This window comes from Paenibacillus sp. KS1 (assembly GCF_001680695.1).
In the GTDB taxonomy this organism is placed as follows: Bacteria; Bacillota; Bacilli; order Paenibacillales; family Paenibacillaceae; genus Paenibacillus_B; species Paenibacillus_B suaedae.
On sequence record NZ_MAIS01000017.1, the window covers coordinates 44,985 to 58,501 of the forward strand.

General features: G+C 48.7%; 12 protein-coding genes. 3 read left to right on the forward strand and 9 right to left on the reverse strand.

Going from position 1 to position 13,517, the window contains the following annotated elements; all coding sequences use genetic code 11:
• Window positions 1-20: 20 nt before the first annotated feature.
• The 7 genes from BBG47_RS08125 to BBG47_RS08155 form a co-directional block, all read right to left on the reverse strand.
• Window positions 21-329, reverse strand: coding sequence for a DUF4387 domain-containing protein (locus BBG47_RS08125; RefSeq protein ID WP_065291319.1), 309 nt, complete (start codon window positions 327-329; stop codon window positions 21-23).
• Between the two features lie 2 nt (window positions 330-331).
• Window positions 332-1,699 carry an acyclic terpene utilization AtuA family protein gene (locus BBG47_RS08130; protein ID WP_065291320.1) on the reverse strand — a complete coding sequence of 456 codons (1,368 nt, stop codon included), beginning with the start codon at window positions 1,697-1,699 and terminating at the stop codon, window positions 332-334.
• Between the two features lie 158 nt (window positions 1,700-1,857).
• Window positions 1,858-2,580, reverse strand: a complete 723-nt coding sequence (locus tag BBG47_RS08135; protein WP_065291321.1) for a FadR/GntR family transcriptional regulator — start codon at window positions 2,578-2,580, stop codon at window positions 1,858-1,860.
• 179 nt (window positions 2,581-2,759) lie between these two features.
• Window positions 2,760-4,388: an extracellular solute-binding protein gene (locus BBG47_RS08140; protein WP_065291322.1), complete on the reverse strand. Its 1,629-nt coding sequence runs from the start codon at window positions 4,386-4,388 to the stop codon at window positions 2,760-2,762.
• Window positions 4,389-4,444: 56 nt separating this feature from the next.
• Entirely contained in the window at window positions 4,445-5,329 is an 885-nt protein-coding gene (locus BBG47_RS08145) for a carbohydrate ABC transporter permease (RefSeq protein WP_065291323.1), read from the reverse strand.
• A gap of 13 nt (window positions 5,330-5,342) precedes the next feature.
• Window positions 5,343-6,248, reverse strand: a complete 906-nt coding sequence (locus tag BBG47_RS08150) for an ABC transporter permease (RefSeq protein ID WP_254659784.1) — start codon at window positions 6,246-6,248, stop codon at window positions 5,343-5,345.
• Window positions 6,249-6,367: 119 nt separating this feature from the next.
• Window positions 6,368-7,546, reverse strand: coding sequence for a Gfo/Idh/MocA family protein (locus BBG47_RS08155; RefSeq protein ID WP_065291346.1), 1,179 nt, complete (start codon window positions 7,544-7,546; stop codon window positions 6,368-6,370).
• 810 nt (window positions 7,547-8,356) lie between these two features.
• Between BBG47_RS08155 and BBG47_RS08160 the strand changes: the two genes are divergently transcribed.
• Complete coding sequence (locus tag BBG47_RS08160) at window positions 8,357-9,262, forward strand: NAD-dependent epimerase/dehydratase family protein (protein ID WP_065291324.1); 906 nt, start codon at window positions 8,357-8,359, stop codon at window positions 9,260-9,262.
• Between the two features lie 189 nt (window positions 9,263-9,451).
• Here BBG47_RS08160 and BBG47_RS08165 read toward each other — a convergent pair whose 3' ends face one another.
• The gene (locus BBG47_RS08165; RefSeq protein WP_065291325.1) at window positions 9,452-10,483 is read right to left on the reverse strand and encodes a LacI family DNA-binding transcriptional regulator; all 1,032 of its coding nucleotides are present in this window, start codon (window positions 10,481-10,483) and stop codon (window positions 9,452-9,454) included.
• A gap of 290 nt (window positions 10,484-10,773) precedes the next feature.
• Between BBG47_RS08165 and BBG47_RS08170 the strand changes: the two genes are divergently transcribed.
• Together BBG47_RS08170 and BBG47_RS08175 are read left to right on the forward strand one after the other, a co-directional pair.
• Window positions 10,774-11,466 carry a glycosyltransferase family 2 protein gene (locus tag BBG47_RS08170; protein ID WP_065291326.1) on the forward strand — a complete coding sequence of 231 codons (693 nt, stop codon included), beginning with the start codon at window positions 10,774-10,776 and terminating at the stop codon, window positions 11,464-11,466.
• A gap of 70 nt (window positions 11,467-11,536) precedes the next feature.
• Window positions 11,537-12,355 carry a WcbI family polysaccharide biosynthesis putative acetyltransferase gene (locus BBG47_RS08175; protein WP_065291327.1) on the forward strand — a complete coding sequence of 273 codons (819 nt, stop codon included), beginning with the start codon at window positions 11,537-11,539 and terminating at the stop codon, window positions 12,353-12,355.
• A 110-nt stretch (window positions 12,356-12,465) separates the two neighbouring features.
• On the opposite strand, the gene BBG47_RS08180 is transcribed toward BBG47_RS08175, so the two are convergent.
• A complete protein-coding gene (locus BBG47_RS08180) occupies window positions 12,466-13,509 on the reverse strand; it encodes a hypothetical protein (RefSeq protein ID WP_065291328.1) in 1,044 nt (347 codons plus the stop codon).
• Window positions 13,510-13,517 lie beyond the last annotated feature (8 nt).

Sequence of the window (13,517 nt, forward strand, 5' to 3'; positions counted from 1 at the left end):
ACTCACCTCCGGGCGGTTGCTTAGCTGATTTCCAATTCCATGAGCGGAGCATGCTGCTGCGCTCCATATACATCCCGATCGAATACGGTGCCTGAGGACACCTGTCTGGCGAACGTAATTTTGAAGCCGAGCGCTTGGTCGAAAAACACAAGCTGCGTAATATGTTCAAGCGGGATTTGGTATAACCTGGATACCATCTCTTTATTAATTCGACCAGACTGCTTCATTTTGTAATAGAGTTCCGGTTCTTTGAACAAGACGTCTATCGTAATCTCGAAGGGGCCGCTATTTTTGCTTCGAAATACGGCCGCAGCGTCATATAGCTTCATGACTACACCTCTGTATATTCGTTCTTGAACATCTCCAGCCCATCCGCAACCTCCATCAAGTGGTATACGGAAAATTCATAGACGTCGCCGAACGGCACGTCGCTCGGTGCAAATGGGAATGCCAGATTGCCAGCCGTCGACTTTCTTCCCTCATACCCGTAATGAAGGAAGGTGGAACGGGCAGAGCTGCAAATCGCATTCGCCAGTTCCTGCGTCTTGGCAGTTACCTCGATGACGACACCGAGCTCATGAGCAGGTGCCCGATTCGGCTCCAGCTCTCCCAACACGCCATTCAAGCCATAATTAATGAAATGAATGTGGTAGTTTTCCCTTGAAATTTCATCGTAGTACTCATACACCTGCTGCTTGACCAGTTCCTCTACCTCTTCAATCCGTGCAATAAGGAGCGGATCACGCACGCCGGCAATGACGAAGGTGCGGCAGGCCACCTTCATAGCGCCTTCCAGCTTGATTTTGTACACCGGAGTCTCCGATATTCGGCTGCCGCTTACTTCTACGCTGCCATCACCAAGCTCCGTGAAGATGCAATGCTCCAAATCCAGCGTCAGTCCAGGTCCGTGCAAAATGTACGGATGATCCTTCTCGTAAAACGTGTGGGCGGCAACCGATACGGCTGTGCATTTGCGCGCCTCGCTAAGCGGCTTCACGATAAAGGAATCCATCTGCAATATGCCCAGCATGCAATCCTTAGTCGTACCCGGTTCAGCAGACAGCGCGGCGCACTCTAATATTTTCCCCAGATGATAGGCAAGCGCGGCATCGAACCCGTGAAGCATGGCGACTGCCGCAAATGGAGACGGATCATAGGCCCGTCCGCAAATAACGATCTCCGCTCCTTCTTGAAGCGCCTCTACAATGGGCTCATGCCCCATCTGCGCCACGATGTTCGTCGTTGCCGCCAAGCGCTCCTGAGTCAGCGGCGCAACCGTCAGGCCTAATGGCGCACACTGCCCGGCATCCAGCTTCGCAGCAACCACCTCGTGAGGAATGTCTGCCCAGATCGTGGCGATTTTGATGCCTTGGAAGCGATGCTCTTCAAGGATCTCCATGATGATGGCCTGCGTCCATTCCACATGTACCTTGGCGCCGCTGCCCCCAGCCGATCCGATGATGATCGGAATCTTCGCCTGGATTCCCGCGTTGATCATAATCTCCAAGTCCTTCTTGCAAGCCTGCTTGCTGACGATTGCAGTTCCCGCACCCAGCTTGTGGGGACCGGCATCCGTAGACCCAGCGTCTACGACAATGGCATCCGGATGATGCGCCATACCGTTCATGAACGAGGCCCTTGGAAAGCCATAGCCCAGCATCCCGCACGGGGCCAGGATTTTGAATTGTTCTTTTGTCATAGGTACCCTCCACCATCACAGTACGCAATGCGTGTTGTAATTTTTTGTTTGCAGCTTGCTATCCGGTGTTCTTTAGGGTCTAGGTGTGAGTTCTAGGGAGTATTGGAAATGTGGGTAATTGGATGATCCAATTTAATGATCAAAAGGAAGCGATGCGCTCACCCTTTTGAGCTTCCATTGTGGAGCAGAATGTTCTGCTTAACTTGTTGCAAGTGATAGAGCAGTGCTTCCTTTGCTTTTTGTGGGTTTTTCTCCTTAATGGCTTGTAAAATGCGGTAATGCTCCTTATATACATCGTCCTTGCGTCCCGGAATATGTTCCGTCTTCGCAAGTGTCTTCTGGAGCAGATCGATATGCAGATCGATCAGGTTGACGAGTACAACATTGTGTGTCGCCTTGGCAATGGAGAGATGGAATGCTTGATCCGGATTGGCTTGACCATTCGAATCATCCGAATCATCAGAGTCACGGTCAATCTTGCCCCATTTCTCAAATGCCTGCTCAATCTCCCGAATATCCTGCTCGGTCGCTCGTTCCGCAGCAAGCTCGACGATGCCCGTCTCGAATATCTCTCTTGCTTCGAGCAGCTCAATGATCGTGGCTCGTTCGATATTCTCCAGCATGCGCTTCTTGTCTTCGGCTTCGTTCAGCGTCTTGCTCAAGAAGCGTCCGCCTCCGGGTCGCGTCTCTATGAGTCCTTCTCGTTCAAGAATACGGAAGGCCTCCCGCAAGGTTCCCCGGCTAATGCCGAATGCTTGGGCGAGCTCTCTTTCTGTTGGCAATACATCTCCAGGAGCCAGGTTGCCTTCGAGAATCAGATTCTCTATTTGTTCAATGACATCTTCATAGACACGGTGGTACTTAATTTTTTTAATCGTCATTGCTCATTACCTTTCATGCGTTTCATTCGAAATTGGGTGACCCAATTATCCGCAATTTCATAGTAATTGGTAATGAAAACGGTGTCAATATTTTTTTCTAATCCTTCTAATCGAAAAACGACCCGCAAGGCAGCAACTTTTCCAAGTGTACCACTGCGAGCCACATTATCGATTATAGATTATTTTCCACCCTTATAACGCTCATAAGCAGCTTCATAGATCTCCAAGTAACGCTTCACGTTCATTTGCTCCAGCTGCTTCACATACGCATCCCACTGATCGAAGCCTGCTGCTCCAGAGGCGAACTTGTCGCGCATCTCGTCGATATACGTCTGGATGTCCGTCTGGATCGTCGTCAATTCTTCCTGCTCCTCTGGCGTGAAGTTGAAGGATGGCCATACATCCTCCATTTTCACCGAGAATGGCTCTGCAACCTGCGCATTTTTCACAGAAGAAGGATAGCCCTCCGCACCCTTGAAGAACTTCTGCTTCACGATGCCCGGATAGTAGCCGCCCGGCCACGTCAGGTATTGGCTGATAGCCTGATCCAGATTCAGACCATCCTTGTTGTTCTTAATTGCATCTAGATATTCATAGTCACCCTTATCGTTCACCTGATAAGTAACGCCTTCAAAGCCCATGAAGAACATCTTGGCGCCTTCATCGCCATAGAAATGATCAATCCAGCGTATTGCGGCTTCTGGATTCTTCGCTTTGTCCGTCAGGACGAACATACCGAGGTTGCCAAGCGGCGAGCCGATATTCGTCAGCAGCTTCTCCCCGTTCACTCCTTGAATGACTGGCATCCCCACATAACCATCCTGATTGTACACGGCCTTCGGATCAACACCGTCCAAGAACCCATATAAGCCGGCGCTCGCCTTCGAGGTAATGTCCGTATCCTTCATCGTGAAGGTTTCCTTGTCCAGCAGTCCATCCTTGTATAGCTTAGCGACATATTGCAGCAATTGCTTATATTCATCGGTTGACTGAACAAAGCGAAGCCTGCCCGTAACAGGATCGAGATCAACATTCAGATTGGCTATCCCATTCTTGCTCAAGCCGAATGGGCCGCGCAAGAAGTTGATCATAATGCTGACGCCCCTGGATCCCCACGGAATCTCATCCTGCTTGCCGTTCTTGTTCGGATCCTTTTCTTTAAACGCTTTCAACACCTGAACCAATTCATCCAGATTCGTCGGCGCCTTCATTCCCACGTTATCCAGCCATTCCTGCTTCACCCAAGGCGTGCCGTAGAACAGCGATTTGAACTCTGGATCAAATATGGTCGGGAATCCGTATATGCTGCCATCCGGCATCGTAATCCCCTTTTTCACAATCGGGTACTGCTCCATAATCTTCTTGAAGTTCGGCGCATATTGATCGATGAGGTCGTTCAGCCTTAGAAATGTTCCTTGGCTACCGTATTTGATTAAGTCCGTCTTCGGCAGTGCAGAGGCAAAAAACATCTCCGGATAATCGCCACCGGCCAGTTTAATGTTGCGCTTCTCCTTCAGACTGTCAATCTGCACGGTCTCCCATTCGATATGAATGTTGCTCATTTTCTCGTATTCCTGCCAGAGCATCAGCTTGCTCCAATCGGAAGAAGCGAAGAACTTGCTAGCGAAGGCCGTCATCGTCATTTTGTCCTTCGCGATCGGCATGCCCTCCTTGTTCATCAGCGCCACACGCTCATCGCGATTGCCTTCGTTCGCTGCACCACCGCCTCCTCCGCCGCACGCTGTTACGAGCAATGAGAAGCTCAGCACCACACTAAGTGTCAATGTGAACCATTTTCTTGAACGCATCACATGTCCCCCTTGATTATTCAATATTGGAATACCGATACCGATGGCCGTGCAATCTACCCCTTCAATGCGCCAATCATGATGCCCTTCACGAAGTACCGCTGCAAGAACGGATACAAAATCAACATTGGCAAATTCGCTACAACGAGTACAGCGTACTTTAACCCTTCCACGCTCATCTTCATCCGTACCGCTGATTCAGAAGTCAGCTTCACGAACTCGCCGGAATCGCTTTGAATCAATATTTCGCGCAGGATAAGCTGCAGCGGGAATTTCTCCTTCGTCGTCAAGTAAATCAAGGCATTGAAGTACGAGTTCCAATGACCCACTGCATAGAAAAGCACCATAACTGCAATAATCGGCATGGATAGCGGCAGTACGATACGGAGCAGCGTCTGGATGTGCGTGCATCCATCGATCATCGCAGATTCCTGAAGCTCACCGGGAATCGACTGCTGGAAGAAGGTGCGCATAATGATGATATTCCAGACGGATACAGCATTCGGGATAATCATGACCCACAGCGTATCGAGCATGTTCAAGTTTTTAATCAATAAATAGGTAGGAATCAATCCGCCCCCGAAGAACATGGTGAATACGATAAGTCCGGTTACAAGTCCACGCCCTGCCAGGTCACGGCGAGATAATGGATAGGCGGCACATATGGTCATCACGACATTAAGCGCCGTACCGATGACCGTATATAGAATGGTGTTGCTGTAGCCGAGCAGAATGTCCTTGTTTTGAAAAATTTTCGTATATGCATCAAGGTTGAACCCCTTCGGAATGAGCCACATTTCTCCGCGCAGCACATGTTCAGGATTGCTGATAGAAGCGCTCAATACGAATACGAGCGGGTACAGAACGATGAGAGTGAGCACAGTAAGCAGCGTGTAATTGATTAGGTTAAATATGCGGTCGCCAATCGAACGGTCAATCATCTTCTGTCCCCCTTTACCATAGGCTCGTCTCGTTGACACGCCGCGCAATGTAGTTCACAACAATCAAGAGCGCAAAATTGACAACGGAATTGAACAATCCAACGGCAGCCGAGAAGCTGTACTGCGCGTCCAAAATACCGGTACGATACACATAGGTGGAAATGATGTCTGAGCTGCTCATGTTGAGTGAATTTTGCATGAGGAATACTTTTTCGAAGCCAACCGACATGACGCTGCCCAGATTCAAAATGAGCAGAATGATTATCGTCGGCGCTATCGTAGGCAGGTTAATATGCCAAATGCGCTGTATACGCGTTGCGCCATCAATGGTCGCTGCTTCATGCAGCTGGTGATCGACACCAGAAAGGGCCGCCAAGTAGATGATGGAGCTCCAGCCCATCGTCTGCCATACATCGGACAGCACATACAGCGTTTTGAACCAGCCCGGAGAGGTCATAAAGGTAATCGGCTCGCCGCCCATCGCCACGATCAGATGATTGATAATGCCTGTACTCGGATTCAGAAAAATAAACAGCATCCCCACAACAACGACGACCGACAAGAAGTGCGGGGCGTACGTAATGGTCTGTACGACCTTCTTGAACCGCTCGGCCTTTACTTCGTTCAGCATCAGCGCAAGGAGGATCGGGATTGGGAAGCTTAGCGCCAAGGAATAAAGACTGATGAGCACCGTGTTCGTCAGCAGGCGTTCGAAGTAGAAGCTGTTGAAGAAGCGTTCAAAATGCTTGAAGCCAACCCACGGACTGTCCCATATCCCCTTATTCGCCATGAAGTCCTTGAAAGCAATCTGAATGCCATACATCGGCAAATAGTGAAAGATGATATAGTACAGCACGACCGGAAGCAGGAGCAGATACAGCTGCCAATTCTTCACCAGCCCCTTGCGTATGCGCTCCATTCGACTGTTGCGCCCAGGTTCAAGCTCACTGGAACGCTGCATTGCAAGTTCAGTTGCCTTCATCGCCTCTTCCTCCCTGATGCATCGTCTACGTACAAGCTATCCGGCTGCTTCATGGATTAGCCCTCCGATAGGATAGCGGCAGCATCCAAATTCGGTATTGGCGAGACAGAGACAACGCCGCCGCCTTGGCGAATCGATTCGGTTGCCGCACAACCTACAGCCACGCTCATGCGTCCCGCAAGTGGAGTTGCTATCGGCTCCTTCCCATGCAGAATCATATCGACGAAGTCCTTGCAAATGTTCGGATCCGCTCCGCCATGCGATCCCTTCGCCTCCTTAATCTGATACACGCGATCTGCCAGCTCGCGCTCTGAATTGGATTTGCGCGTCCATACGTATACTTTGTCTTCCATTTCGTTATTTTCCATCCGCCCTTCCGTGCCGATAAAGGTATAGTTCCGCTGATAATCCGGTGTGAAGTGGCATTGTAGATAGGAGGCCTTGATCCCGCCTTCCAGCTCCATAATGACCATATTGTTGTCCTCCACATTCACCTCTTCACGGAATGCACATTCGATCAGTCTCCCTGGGCTCGCTTCCGTACACGTTGACCGCTCCTCACAGGTTGGACAGGTTAAGTCATTCGGCTTATCCCCGCCATAAAAGTCCAAGCTGCCGAATGCGCTCACCTTCGTCGCATAGCGCCCTGTAATCCAATGAATGATATCGATATCATGCGATCCCTTCTGGAGCAGCAATCCTGTGCTGTTCTTGGAGTTCGCATGCCAATCGTGGAAATAGAAATACCCGCCCCAGCCTACAAAATGTCTTACCCAAACAGCCTTGATCTCGCCAATTACACCAGAATCCACAATTTCCTTCATCGTACGGTACATATTCATGTAGCGCATATTGAAGCCGACCATCAGATGCTTGCCGGATTCCTTCCATGCGTTCAAAATGTTGTCGCAGCCTTCCACCGTAATCGCCAGCGGCTTCTCGCAAAAAACATGCTTGCCTGCCCTCAGCGCAGCTACGGCATGCTCCTCATGGCAGAAATCAGGCGAGGTCACCGCTATCGCATCGATATCTGCACGTGCAAGGAGTTCCCGATAGTCTGTCGTGACGAACGCGTCTGGGTTAACATCATCCTTGAATTCCTGAAGGCGCTCCGGATAAATATCAGCTGCCCCCACTACAATGGATCGCCCCTCCGGCTGATGCCAATATTTCGCGATTGTCCCTCTTCCACGTGCACCAATCATGCCAATTCGAACTTGCTTCTCTGTCTTCATTTCCTCATTCTCCTCTCGATTATGCTTGCAAGCCTTGTGCAAAATGCCCGCTTGCAGCAGCACATCGCCCTCTATAGTAAAGCGCTTTCAATACGCGATGCCGCTAGTTCTCTTGTGCAGCAGCTAAATGCAAGTAAGGGGAAATAAGCGTCAGCAATAAAGCATGCAGCACAATGGCTAGTTCAATCAGATATTTTTCTAGTCGGCTTCTTCCATGGTGAGGTATTTAGAATTCATACGAGACAGGATTCATAGGATCTAGGTGCATTTGATCTATTGGATGTATTAGATCTATTGGATTCTTGGGTTCATAAGGAGTTTTCTTCCTGCACCATGCTGAATGGTGAATAAATGAAGTGTGTCTGATGTGATGGATCTTCTAGTGTGATGATCGTGATTGATGGTCATGTGATGGGAATATGATGAGTGCTACCCAAGTACTTAAGTTTGGGTATTGAATCACTTTGCGCAAAAAAGACAAATATATTTGGGGTAAAATCTCTTGAAGTTTGGATAAAAATATCGCGAGCACATTTACTGAAAATGGTTTCACCTGCAAGCTTGTCGTCATTATATTACGCTAAACTTTCCTCCGTCAACACGTTTTTGGATGAATTTTTCATCAACCAAATTTAAAATATTTGGGGCAAATATCCAAACTATGCATCTCCCTCAGCTTCTCCGTATTGCATGGAGTTGATCAGTTTCAATACGGCGTACAGGAATATCCGTGCAATCGGCGAATACAACATAGGTAGAATAAATCGTCCCCTTCACACTATAAACAGGTAAGAGAAGGAGTTTGATGACATGAGTAAAGTGCTAGTACTCGGGGGAACCCGCTTCTTTGGCAAGAAGCTTGTAAACCTGCTTATTCAAGAAGGCTCGGATGTTACCGTTGCTACACGAGGACATACGGAGGATTCTTTCGGTGATCAAGTGACGCGTATCCATCTTGACCGAACAGTGCCTGAACAATTGCGGCAGGCTGTCGGCGACACGGAATGGGATGTCGTCTACGATAATATCGGCTATCACCCGCAGGATGCGTTCCATGCTTGTGAGATATTTGCTGGCAAGGTGAAGCGGTACATCTTCACTTCAACCTTGTCTGTCTATCCCTTCGGGCAGATAGGCTATTCCGAAGAGGCATTCTCCCCATATACATACGCCATTCCAGCCGATCTTCCGCAGGAAATCGCATATGGCGAAGGCAAGCGGCTTGCTGAAGCCGTCCTGTTCCAGCATGCTTCCTTCCCCGTATGTGCCGTTCGATTTCCAATCGTGCTTGGCATGGATGACTATACGAAGCGGCTTCATTTCCACATCGAGCATGTACAACAGGAACTTCCTATCGGACTTCCGAATCCACAAGCCGAGATGAGCTATATCACTTCGGATGAAGCAGCCCGCTTCCTATTCTGGCTGAAAAACCAGCACTTCGAAGGACCTGTCAACGCTTGCTCGAACGGGGTACTGTCGATCCGTCAGATCATTCAGCTCATCGAAGAGGGAGTAGGCAAATCTGCACTTATCGTAGACACTTCCGATCCACAGCAGGCAGCAGCATTCGATACCGCTCACCTGTCTCCGTTCGGCGTGCCGGAGCAATGGGGCCTGGATACAAGCAAGGCAGCACAGCACGGATTCAAGTTCGACTCGATTCAGGACTGGTATCCTCAACTCATTACATCGATTATCGGTTCCCGTTCGTAATAGAACAGGCTCGAAGTGAAACACACAAGGATCCGCTTCAAAAGTCCGTCTTACATTCTGACCCCTACATGGGGGTGAACATTGCATGACAAAAGACGCCTTTCCCCCACTAAACTGTGGCTTTAAAGGCGTCTTCGTTTATCTTATAGGGCCTGTTTTTTACTGCCTATTGAGAACAGCCTCATCCGCTCAGGTAGACTTGCGTACAATCAGAGAAAAAGGGAGCAGCATTCGGAAAGGCGCTGGATATGGATCCGTCAGCCCATCCAATAAAGCCTTCGCAGCAGCATACCCCATCTCGTACTTCGGAATATGAATAGACGACAATGGCGGAGAGCTGTACTTGGCGAACTCAATATCATCAATGCCTATGAAGGCAAGATCCCCGGGAATGGACAGTCCCTCTTCCGCCGCTGCCCGCATCGCAGCAATTGCCATCATATCGCTGGCACAGAACATCGCAGTAGGCCGATCTACTTGTTGTACTAGCTGCTTCATCTGTTCATAACTGCGATCCGCATCCCATTCAGCGTCAATGACCCAATTCGGGGTCCATACACAGCCCGCTTCCTCAAGAGCGATTCGGTATCCCCGATACCTCTTCTCCCGCTCCAGTTGTCCAAGAAGCCCTTTCCCTCCAATAAATCCAATCTTGCGGTGCCCATTCGTGATGAGATGACCAACCGCCACCCTTGCCGCATTCATCCGATCGTAGGAGATGACCGGAATTGACGGATCTGCTACATCGATCCCAACAATGTTCGGCACTCTCTCCTTCAGCCACTTATATTGAGCAGGATCCATTCCTTCTACACAAATGATTCCGCTAAGCTGATACGACTTCAACAGGGATTCAAACAACGTGGTGCTTCTCAGTTCAGCTTGGGTATGTAAAAAAGCAAGTGAAGCTCCTGCCTCAAGCAGCTTGGCTTCTATTCCTTGAATAATCGGAGAAAAGTAAGGATGATTGTACTTGTTGTCAGGAAGTGATAGGATGCAGCCAATCGCATGAGTGGACATAGGAGATGTGTGATGCCGCGTTCGGGTACGCGCTTTGGGATTGGCTATAGGTGTTACCTGATAATTGAGTGTTTTGGCGGCCTGCCATATTTTCTGCTTCGTCTCTTCACTTACTCGCCTGCTGTCATCATGATTTATAACGCGTGAGACAGTCGATATCGAGACTCCGACCTTCTCTGCTATATCTTTCAGTCTGACCATGATCTCCTCCCCTGGCAGTATGACTTATCTTCTTCGAAGTCGGTAAGCAGTCTAGTTGTAAATCACAGCATACCACAGCGATCATGCACTTAAAAGCATGAAGTACAAGGCAGCGCGGTTCACTCACTTCCCCTCACTTTCCCTCACTGTTTCGGGAAATTTGGCTTCAGACGCTTTTTTTTACAAATAGGGACATTTTGTCCCTGACCATTAGCCAATGCCGTGCATTATATATTAACAAAAGGTCAGTTCTATCCGCTTTGTGCAGGAACCTGTGGAGGGTCACTCGGATGAAATACATGCTCGGCATCTTTTATGTGAATCGCCTTGATCTATTGTATCGGGCCATTGCCAGTATCCAGCCCTACTGGCCGCATACGGTTATCATCGATAATTCAGACAGCCATGACCTCCGTCATGAAGCAGCCTTATCCTCTATCGTTTCGATTTACGAGCCCCCCGTTCCCTTCTCACATAGTCAATCGCAAAATATGCTGCATCGATGGGGCGCTGAGCGGCAATGTAACGCAGTTCTCTATATGCATTCCGACGCAGAAGCTCATGAAGGCGTTCCGGATGCATTCCTCGCTACGTTAGCAGCATGGCAGCAGACCGGGCATCGATGGGGCGTCGCCTTCACTAACTTGGATACGCTCGCTGCATTTCACATGGACGCAATTAGGGCTGCTGGACCGTGGGACCACCTGCTTCCTATGTACTTCTCCGATCAGGACTGGTACCGAAGAGTCGTGCTGGCAGGATACCCGATCGTTCCAACCGGACTGGGCGTGACCCATCATAATGCCGGGGCTTCGACGGTTAAGTCCAATTCCCTGCTCACCCATCTCCATCACGTTACCTTCCCGTTGTACCACCACTATTATGAGACCAAGTGGGGCGGTACTCTAGGGAAAGAGACCTACCACCTTCCGTTCAATCAATTCCCGCTCAATCCCGTAGACAATTATCTCACTGTCACGTAACCCCTGAACACGGAACGCGAGGCTCGATTATCTCTGTCTATCATAGATAGAATGAGGGAGTGTATATCGAATGAAAAAATGTATTGTATTCGGAAATTGTCACGTATTTCCCATACGCAGGTATTTGATGGCATCTCACACATTCCGCTACAGTTATAAGCTGGTAGATGTGCTCCCTATCCAAAACTGCAACCAAGAGATCGGGATCGGCGATCATGTGCTGAACGATTGTGATTTGTTCATTTACATGAAGACGAGCGATGCCTACGGCGAGCGCTTGTCTAGTGATTACTTGTTAAGCAAGCTGCCACCCCATTGCAAGAAAATTAGCATCGGCAACGCCTACTTCAAATCCTACTACCCTCAATTTACTTACAATAACAAGAATACGCTGTATGGATACGAGGATCAGAACGTTCTCCGGTTATTGAAGCGAGGAGAGAGCAAGGAACGAATTGTCGCCATATTGTCTGACGAGCAATTCTATTCTGCCAAAGAACTGCAAATGATCCACAACGAATTCATGTATAATCTCCGCCAACGCGAATTCGACATTGATATTCCACTTGCGAATTTCATCGAGCAGCATTATCAGAAGGAGCATCTATTCTGCACGGTGTGCCATCCCCGCTATCATATTATCCGCTACTTAGCGATGAATATTTTGCAGCGAATCGGAATTTCTACGATGGAAATTGCGAAAGCCTTTTACGATTCAGACTTCATCGATTTGATTCACCCTATTTATCCAAGCGTCATTAAGCATTTGGATCTGAGATTTCTACAGCCAGGTGCGCGTATCTATTCGCTGGGAGATGAGAAGTTCACCTTCCAAGAATATATCGCACGGTACGTGGATATTCACAGCCAAGAACTGCAAATGGTGTAGGGCTTGCATAAGAAACCGGATCATATGTAAAAAAAAATCAGAGGGCACTCAGCCTCTCTGATTTTTTCTGCCTTCTGTCTTCTGTTCTCCGTCGAAACATTCTCGGTCTTCTATTTTGATTTCGCAACTAGTTCTCTGTTTAATACGAAGACCTTTCCTTTTTCATTTATAGCTGCCAAAATACTTGGACTGCCCTCTTTCAAAAATGTATAGTTGTTATCCTCTACCTTCACTTGGTATCCTGTCACGTCGATGCCGAATATTTTCTTAATCATCGGATTCATTGTTTTTATGGCTTCCGCAGCAGTATACTTTGGCTTGGCGAACTTCTTCTTTAACTCTTCCCTGGAGCTATGAATGGGTCTTTCTGCCCCCAAAGAAATATTCTGTATTTTATTTGTTGCCGCCTCGATCCATACGTTTATCGACTGTTCGTTATTCTGAGTGAATAAATAACGGTCAGCCCCTTCCCCTACAAAGCGTCGGACGGAATCGAACGTTATCTTCTTTCCGCCGGTAAATGAACCTGCCGCCTGTTGAGCAGCTTGGACAGCTCTCTGATCAACCTTAGACTTCGGCACATTATATATTGCCAATTGCACTTTGCCGCTTTTCGCGTCGATGACAAGATGGTAAGGACCTAGCGTACTAATTTCGCCGCTTGCTCCATCAATGTTCAATTTCGTAATATCGTCATACGAGAGGCTCTTCTCTGTTTCTGTGATGGCTGCCTTCATCTTTGTCCGGATGCCCTCGTCCAAGGAAGAGAGCTGAGGGTCGAGATTGATTTGATAGATTTCACCGGTTTGTGCTTTGATCGTAACCTCAGCAGCAAATATTTTCTCCGCTCCCTTTACGGGATGCGTTACGGTTCGATAGTCTTTCGAATAAAGAGTAGGCTCTTTCTTCCCATCGATTTTATACGAATACCGCACGCCTTCAAAGTCAATTTCTTCATTCACGAACGGCTTCAAAGCCTCCTGCACCTTCTCCACCAGCTCCTTGTCCAAATCCTTAACGGTCTTCGTGAATCCCGGCTCGCCTTGTTGTTCGGAGTTGGCCGCAGCTGCCACAGCGGATGTCGGTCCCGGAATGGATACCATAAGAAGCGCTGCTGCGGTTACAGATAATAGAACTACGTTCCACCGTTTCATGAATAAAT